9 protein-coding genes are annotated in these 7329 nt (G+C 41.5%); all 9 read left to right on the forward strand.

From position 1 onward, the window contains the following. The first annotated feature begins 96 nt into the window (after window positions 1-96). Window positions 97-2058 (forward strand): aconitate hydratase, encoded by a 1962-nt coding sequence (locus ABID56_RS12245; protein WP_354221638.1) that lies wholly within the window; start codon window positions 97-99, stop codon window positions 2056-2058. Next, on the forward strand, window positions 2059-2235 hold the full coding sequence (locus ABID56_RS12250; RefSeq protein ID WP_354221640.1) for a hypothetical protein: 177 nt from the start codon (window positions 2059-2061) through the stop codon (window positions 2233-2235). 87 nt (window positions 2236-2322) lie between these two features. After that, on the forward strand, window positions 2323-2781 hold the full coding sequence (locus ABID56_RS12255) for a DinB family protein (protein ID WP_354221642.1): 459 nt from the start codon (window positions 2323-2325) through the stop codon (window positions 2779-2781). A 124-nt stretch (window positions 2782-2905) separates the two neighbouring features. Beyond that, complete coding sequence (locus ABID56_RS12260; RefSeq protein WP_354221644.1) at window positions 2906-3538, forward strand: trimeric intracellular cation channel family protein; 633 nt, start codon at window positions 2906-2908, stop codon at window positions 3536-3538. A 70-nt stretch (window positions 3539-3608) separates the two neighbouring features. Beyond that, window positions 3609-4292 (forward strand): Crp/Fnr family transcriptional regulator, encoded by a 684-nt coding sequence (locus ABID56_RS12265; RefSeq protein WP_354221646.1) that lies wholly within the window; start codon window positions 3609-3611, stop codon window positions 4290-4292. A 191-nt stretch (window positions 4293-4483) separates the two neighbouring features. Continuing rightward, window positions 4484-4606, forward strand: coding sequence for a cytochrome c oxidase subunit 2A (locus tag ABID56_RS12270; protein ID WP_354221648.1), 123 nt, complete (start codon window positions 4484-4486; stop codon window positions 4604-4606). Between the two features lie 27 nt (window positions 4607-4633). Beyond that, complete coding sequence (locus tag ABID56_RS12275; protein WP_354221650.1) at window positions 4634-5101, forward strand: cytochrome c oxidase subunit II; 468 nt, start codon at window positions 4634-4636, stop codon at window positions 5099-5101. Then, window positions 5102-6733, forward strand: coding sequence for a b(o/a)3-type cytochrome-c oxidase subunit 1 (locus ABID56_RS12280; RefSeq protein WP_354221652.1), 1632 nt, complete (start codon window positions 5102-5104; stop codon window positions 6731-6733). It abuts the gene before it with no gap. A 21-nt stretch (window positions 6734-6754) separates the two neighbouring features. After that, window positions 6755-7213, forward strand: coding sequence for a hemerythrin domain-containing protein (locus ABID56_RS12285; protein ID WP_354221654.1), 459 nt, complete (start codon window positions 6755-6757; stop codon window positions 7211-7213). The last annotated feature ends 116 nt before the right edge of the window (window positions 7214-7329 follow it).

Raw genomic sequence — 7329 nt, forward strand, 5'->3', positions numbered from 1 at the left:
TAATCGGTTGTGACAGGTTTAAGAAATAGTGAAGTCGGGTACATTGAACAATAAGTATAGGAAGTCCGGATATAATAAGAAGGGAGTTATGTTGGAATGAAAATGAATGTAACACAGAAATTGATTTCAGAACACTTAGTCTCGGGTGAAATGACACCTGGTGAAGAGATTGGGTTAAAGATTGATCAAACATTAACACAAGACGCAACAGGTACGATGGTTATGTTGGAACTGGAAGCGATGGGGATTGATCAAGCTAAAACAGAAGTGTCTGCTCAGTATGTGGACCATAACTTAATTCAAGACGACTACCGTAACCCGGACGACCATATGTTTTTACGTAGTGCAGCCAATCGTTTTGGTATTTACTATAGTCGACCAGGTAATGGGGTAAGTCACCCTGTTCATATGCAAAAGCTAGCTAAACCAGGTAAGACACTGCTCGGTTCAGACAGTCATACGTGTGCTAATGGTAGTATGGGTATGCTTGCGATGGGAGCAGGTGGTATTGATGTTGCTTTAGCAATCGCTGGAGAACCATATTACATCAAAATGCCTGAGGTTTGGGGCATTAAATTGACTGGTAAGTTGCCTGACTGGGTCAGTGCAAAGGATGTTATTTTAGAACTATTGCGCCGTCACGATGTTAAAGGTGGCGTTGGCAAAGTTATCGAATATTATGGTCCAGGTGTTAAAGAATTATCAGCGATGGACCGTCACGTCATTGCGAATATGGGGGCTGAACTTGGTGCAACAGGTACAGTGTTCCCAGCTGATAAAGAAGTGAAGCATTTCATGAAAGTGCAAGGTCGTGAGGATGAATTTGAAGAGTTAACGGCTGATCGAGGTGCTAAATACGATATTGATGAAGAAATCGATTTATCTGCACTGGAACCGCTTATTGCGAAGCCATCCAGTCCAGGTAAAGTTGTACCAGTTAGCGAAGTAGCAGGTGAACCGATTTATCAATCATATATTGGCTCATCCGCTAACCCAGGTTATCGCGACTTTGCGATTGTAGCAGAAATTGTGAAAAATAAACATATAGCTCAAGGCTTATCGTTAGATATTAACCCGTCATCGCGCCAAATTCTGACGCAACTGGTCGAAGATGGTCATATCGCAAGCTTGCTACAAGCAGGAGGACGACTGCACCAAGCGGGTTGTAACGGTTGTATCGGTATGGGGCAAGCCCCTGCATCCGGTCGTAACAGTTTAAGAACAACGCCGCGTAACTTCCCGGGTCGTTCTGGTACGAAGGAAGACAGTGTGTTCTTGTGTAGTCCGGAAACAGCGGCAGCATCCGCACTAACAGGTAAAATCACGGACCCGCGCACATTAGATATGAGTTATCCAAAAATTAAGGAACCGACTAAAGTCGATTTCCAAAAAGAAAAGCATATGCTAGAAGAGCCGTCAGCTCCAGCTGAAGGTTTAACGGTTGAACTTGATAAAGGCCCTAATATTAGTTCGATTCCGAGTATGGAGCCGTTACAGGATAATTTTGAAGTACCTGTATTACTGAAAATGGGTGACAATATTTCGACGGATGAAATTTTAGCGGGTGGTTCACGCGTTCTACCATACCGCAGTAATTTACCGAAGATTAGTGCGTTCACGTTTGAAATTGTCGATGATGAATATTATGAGCGTGCGATGAATCTTCGAAATGATGGGGGCCATGCGGTTGTCGGTGGTTATAACTACGGGCAAGGTTCCAGTCGTGAGCACGCAGCCTTAGCGCCACGTTATTTAGGTATGAAAGCGGTGATCACGAAAGATTTCGCACGTATTCACTTACAGAACCTCATTAACTTCGGTATCTTACCGTTAACATTTGCGGATGAAAGTGAATACGACAAGATCGAACAAGATGACGTATTAGAATTCAGCGATGTCCGTCAGAAGATTCAAGAGTCATATGAATTCGAAGTCGGAATTAAAGGAAAAGACAAAAAAGTTCGCGTGAAACACAGTTTAACTGATCGCCATTTGGACATAATACTAGCAGGAGGCATTATTAACTGGGTTAAAAACAAACAAGAAAGTGGTGTCTAAATGGGTTCACAACAGTCACGTTGTAAAGCGTGTGATGGCGCAGGTTTATTAATGGACGATGAAGAATGGCGCTATACATGCACCGTTTGTGGTGGTGATGGTTATGTCTCGTTTTACGATCAACCAGAAAACCGTGCCTTAAGTGATGTTGACGAGAACAATCGTATCTTGGATTAAAGCTAAAGCATTCCGCTCAATAGCGAGCGGGATGCTTTTAAGTTTGGGGTTCGTTTTGGTAACATCATCTATAGGAGGGGATGGAGAATGAACGAACAAACGATTTTTGTAGATATGGATTTTTTTCGCAACGGTTTAATTCAATTAACAGAAACGATGTCAGAAGAAGAGCTAGACCGTATTCCTCAAGGATTTAATAACAACCCACGCTGGAACATTGGTCATGCGTTGGTGACAACGGATTACTTAGTGACGAATGCTGTCGGTGAATCGAGCCAATTACCAGCACATTATCCACACTTATTCGCACGTGGCACAAGCCCTCAAGATTGGGAAGGTAAGACTGTGCCAACGAAAGACGAACTGTTAGAACAGTTGAAAGCAAATCATCAATCGCTTCAGCAGTTGATTCAAGGAAAATTAGACCAATCTATCCCGTTTGAGATGTTTCACCTGAAAACGGTGGAGGACGTAGTGAAATTTTCGACGTCACATGAAACATTGCACTCCGGTATTGCTAAAACACAAAACCAAATCCAATCATGATAACAGGGACTGGCAATCGCCGGTCTCTTTCTTTTTTCAAAAATATTCCCTGTAAACGCGTCACAACCCGACAATATTTGTTAAAATAATATAAGTCTTAAACATGTTTATGGGAGGTGAAACGATGACGTGGGATATTTTAAATGTGATTGGAACGATGGCTTTTGCTATCAGTGGAGCGATCGTGGCCTTAGAGGAACGCTATGATTTGTTCGGTGTGTATTTGCTAGGCTTTACGACGGCGTTTGGCGGAGGTTTGATTCGCCACGTTGTTCTAGGTTTACCCGTTTCAGAAGTGTGGAACCAAAGTATGTTATTTCTGATCGCATTTATTACACTCACGTTATTGTTTTTTATCCCGTTTCATTGGTTTTTAACCGGATGGGCTAAATGGGGCGCATTTTTTGATTCGATCGGTTTGTCGTCGTTTGCGGTACAAGGGGCGCTTTTTGCTGTGGCTGCAGGTTATCCATTGCCAGCTGTCATAGTTGGAAGTGTCTTAACGGGGACAGGCGGAGGCATGGTTCGTGATGTGCTTGCTGGACGCAAACCTCTTGTCTTACATAAAGAAATTTATGCGATGTGGGCGGTGTTAGGTGCTTTAGTTATCGGAGTTGGCTTAGCTGATGAGATGGTTGAATACATGATCTTGTTAACTTTGATTATCGCATTAAGAATGCTGTCCGTGATTTATGATTGGCATCTCCCGAGTCGAAGTGATTGGTTGAACTTTCTGAGACAGATAAAGAATTCTTAGTTTCGTGTTATCACTGAAGGCGTTTCAACGTTATAATAGGATAAGGTACAAGGGTTAAAGGAGAGGTTCAATGGCTTGTTCGAAGACGTTCTTTCGCCAGTTTCCGATATTTAGCGATTTAGCAGATGAAGAATTAATCGAAGTGAACGACATTTCGCGCCCTAAGCAGATGAAAAAGAATGACGTCGTGTTTCGTGAGGGTGATAAGCGTGATGCGGTTTATTTTGTCGTCTCGGGCTTAGTTAAAATTTATAAAGTGAGTGAAGGCGGCCAGGAACAAGTCATTAATTTCATTCATTCGAATGATATGTTTCCGCATGTCGGCTTTTTCGACGACACACCATATCCTGCGACAGCCGTTACCATTTCTGATACTGAATTAATAGCCATTCCAATTGAAGCGTTTGAAAACCTTTTAATTCAAAAACCACAAATTTCGATCAAAGTGATGCGGGTTATGGGGAAGAAAATTTTAGACTTGCAATCACGGGTGCAACAAATGAGCACTCAAACAGTGTTTGAACGAACGGTGTCGATGTTACTTCAATTAACCGACGAATTAGGTGAGACGGACGACAATGGTGAGATTCTGGTTAGTTTGCCGATTACGAATGCGGACCTGGCGAATATGATCGGGGTAACACGCGAGTCGGTCAATCGAACGTTTAATCAACTGAAAAAATCGAACATTATTACATACACTCGCCAACAGGTGGTCGTACATGACTATGAAGCGTTAATCGATCGAATATGAGCATGAAACTTGCGACATAGATTAGTGTTCGTTTATGATAGCTAATGAAAAATTGATATAAAAGCGATGGCAATGTTGTGATAACTATCACAATGTTGTCATTTTTTTATGCTCAAAATGTGATATATATCACATTTTTCTGATTATGGCATGTGTATGATAAGAGTAGGAATGAAAAAGGAGGCGTTGAAATGAGTCGAAAAAAGCAGTCGAATCATGATGAACCGAAACTTTATGGCACGTTTATTTCGGTGTTAATCGTCGGATTATTAATAACATTGATGTGGGTAGGGATTTTTGTCGGATTTATGTAAGTTATCTTTTAAAGGGAGAGTGAGCTTATGCACGTGCACAAGTTAGAAAAAGTGTGGTTGGCAATTGGATTTATTACATTAGTAGCATTTTTAACGACAGTAGGCATTCAAGCTTTCGCATCAGGCCAAGGGGCGCCTAGTGGTTTGACGAAAGTTGATCCTGAAAATGTAGAAGAAACCCCACCGTTTGATGATCCTGGCTTGCATCAAATCGGGGAGAATGAGTATGAGCTTGTTATGATTTTGCAGTCTTACGGCTTTACACCGAATGAAGTGACGATTCCTGAAGGGGCGACCGTTCACTTTAAGATAACATCGAAAGACGTCGTACATGGATTTGAAATTGCGGGTACGACCGTTAACATGATGGCCACACCTGGTCATGTGAATGAAACGACGTATACATTCGATGAAGCAGGTTCATTTTTGATTTTATGTAATGAGTATTGTGGTACAGGACACCACTTAATGAGTGCCGAATTGGAGGTGGAGTAAATGGTGAATCGATTAGATGCACGTCTTAGTTTATATCATTTTTATGCCGCGTTTACGGCGCTTTTAATTGGTGGTTTGCTCGGTTTACTGCAGACATTGGTAAGAAGTGAATCGATTACATTACCGTTTAAGTTAAATTACTATCAAATACTCACGGCTCATGGTGTGTTATTAGCATTAGTCTTTACGACATTATTTATTTTCGGTTTTATGTATGCAGGTGTTTCAAGAACGACAGGTGAGTTGTCGTCACATCGTCGTAAGTCAGCGTGGATCGGCTTTATTCTAATGACAGTTGGAACAGTTCTTGGTGTTGTGATGATCCTCATGAATAAAGCGACTGTGTTGTATACATTTTATGCACCGCTACAAGCTTCACCTTTATTTTATATTGCATTAGCCCTATTAATTGTCGGGACGTATTTTGCTAGTTACGCGATTATTTCGCAATACAATGGTTGGCGAAAAGCAAATCCAGGTCAGAAGAGTCCGTTATTTGCTTTTATGGCTGTTGCCACACTCGTGTTATGGATTATTGCGACGTTAGGTGTCGTTGCGACCGTCTTATTTCAATTTATTCCGTGGTCACTCGGCTTCCAAGAAGAAATTAATGTGACGTTAAGTCGTACATTGTTCTGGTATTTCGGCCACCCGCTCGTTTATTTCTGGTTATTACCAGCTTATATGGCATGGTACATTGTTGTGCCAAAAGTGATTGGTGGCAAGATCTTTAGTGACTCATTAGCGCGTTTATCGTTTTTGCTATTTATTTTGTTCTCGATTCCGGTCGGCTTTCACCACCAGTTAACAGAGCCGGGTATTAGTGAGAGTTGGAAGTTTTTACAGGTTATTTTAACGTTTGCAGTAATTCTACCATCGCTTATGACCGCTTTTTCAATGTTTGCTAGTTTTGAAATTGCTGGACGTGAAAAAGGATATAAAGGTATTTTTGGTTGGTTTAAAGGATTACCATGGAGCGATGTTCGCTTTTTATCAGCGTTTATCGGTATGGCGTACTTCATTCCTGCTGGTGCAGGTGGTATTATTAATGCAAGTCACCAGATGAACCAAGTCGTGCATAATACGATTTGGGTAACAGGCCATTTCCATATTACCATTGGGGCAACCGTTATTTTAACGTTTTTCGGTATTGCGTATTGGTTAATTCCGCATCTCAAAGGACGTGTGTTGACGAAACGCATGAACGCTTTAGCTAATTTCCAAATTATTTTATGGACGATCGGTATGTTCATTATGTCAGCAGCGATGCACTTTTCAGGTTTATTAGGAAACCCGCGCCGTACGCAAAATACAGACTATAATGGTCATGAGGTCGCTAGTCAATGGGGCAGTTACGAAACCGCGATGGCAGTCGGTGGTACATTACTATTATTCTCGATCTTTATGTTCCTTGTTCTCATTATTCGTTTGGCGAAAACAGAACCAATTGGCAAAGAAGAATTCCCAATTGGTACAGCGCTTGACGAAGAGGAGAAATTACCTAAGATTCTTGAGAATTGGAAAGTATGGGTCGGTATTGCTTTCGTGCTCATTTTAGTCGCCTATACGATTCCGGTGATGGATATCATTCAAGATCCAGCACCAGGTTCACCAGGTTATAAATTCTGGTAACGTCAAAGGAGGCGTTGATTGATGAAACGACATGAATCATTATATCCGTTATCACACCATCATCATCATGCTCTAGTGATGGCAGTCGATATGACGAAAGTAGGCACAGATCAACAAAAGTACGGGTACCGTGATATGCTCAGACAGTTGATTCACTTTTGGGAAACAGACGGTGAACAACATTTCGTCGATGAAGAAACCGTCTTGATACCGTTGTATTTAGCATATGGAGAAGAAGTAGATCACGACGCGGTGAAGCGGATGTTATATGAACACGCACAAATCCGTGGTTATGTTCATCAGTTAAGACATTCGACACGTGCGATGACTGAAGAGATGCAAGCTTTAGGTCAACTGTTACAAGACCATATTCGCTTTGAAGAGCGTGACTTGTTCCCGAAAGCAGAGGAACAAGTACCAGAAAAATATTTATACCAAGCGAACGGACAATTTAAACGCGATTCTTATAGTGGATTTTAATAAAAAAGATCGAGCGCGAGATAGACTGACCTAGTAAAATGAGACAAAGATAAAACACCTTCTTAGGCTACTTTTTCTCCAAACTTAATTGGAGGAAGGTAGCCTAATTTTTCTTG

Origin of the sequence: Alkalibacillus flavidus (genome assembly GCF_040545925.1) — a bacterium.
Classification (GTDB): Bacteria; Bacillota; Bacilli; order Bacillales; family Alkalibacillaceae; genus Alkalibacillus; species Alkalibacillus flavidus.